The organism is Vibrio sp. 10N.261.52.A1 (genome assembly GCF_002876325.1).
Classification (GTDB): domain Bacteria; phylum Pseudomonadota; class Gammaproteobacteria; order Enterobacterales; family Vibrionaceae; genus Vibrio; species Vibrio chagasii.
In genome coordinates this window covers 1-702 of sequence record NZ_MCYD01000234.1, presented here as the reverse complement: position 1 = coordinate 702, position 702 = coordinate 1, and the positions used below count along the sequence as shown (strand labels likewise).

Here is a 702-nt window from a genome sequence, read left to right as displayed (position 1 = left end):
TAGTAGGTGTGACCTGCCGCATAGGCAGCTAAGAATAGGCCAGGAAGAAAGCAACCTTCCTGCTGAACAAGCAGTAGATAATCAAAACCATTGAGTTTCGGCTTGATGGTTTTTCTTTTTAAAGTTGGTTAGAGCTTTATCTTGTTATACTGAACTTTAAATTGCTTCACACATAGGCTTGGCATTGATGGCTAAAGTCATGCTTTTAAAAGGAGTTTTTAGAGAACATGCAAGCAGAGCATAACTTATTTAAGGTTGTAGTGATTGACTATCATGCAACTGGTGAAGGCCGGCATGTCTTTATCAAAACAGGTACAGAGGTGTCAGTCAAAAAAGATGTAGGAGACTGGCTCTATGAAGGTGCTGATACATATACGGTAAAGTAATGGCTAGAACTTGATAAAGATTCAAGCTGTGATCAGTATAAAGACTCAAATATAGAAACGCTTAAAACCTTTGCTCCTGTATTGTGTGACGCGATGAAAAATGGTCTCCCAATGACTGTTGATGTAGAGTTTCACTGGAATGAGAGTTAAAAAATCCATAGCACAGAAAACCCAAGGCGAGTCGATGGGGCATTTAACCCATGACACTTTATTGTCCAGGAGTGCTCCTCTTTAGTTTAGTGCATAAATTTATAGACTTCTGTTACCTAAGTTATCCGAATGCCTCCCCAAAATAGTTATTAGAGATGTATTGAGA

General features: G+C 38.9%; 1 protein-coding gene. It reads left to right on the top strand.

Going from position 1 to position 702, the window contains the following annotated elements:
• The first annotated feature begins 227 nt into the window (after positions 1-227).
• Positions 228-386 (top strand): hypothetical protein, encoded by a 159-nt coding sequence (locus tag BCT81_RS29700; RefSeq protein WP_241908142.1) that lies wholly within the window; start codon positions 228-230, stop codon positions 384-386.
• Positions 387-702 lie beyond the last annotated feature (316 nt).

Bases quoted from the DNA above. Each gene is read 5' to 3' on its own strand.
- BCT81_RS29700 (WP_241908142.1), top strand. From the start codon at position 228: ATGCAAGCAGAGCATAACTTATTTAAGGTTGTAGTGATTGACTATCAT.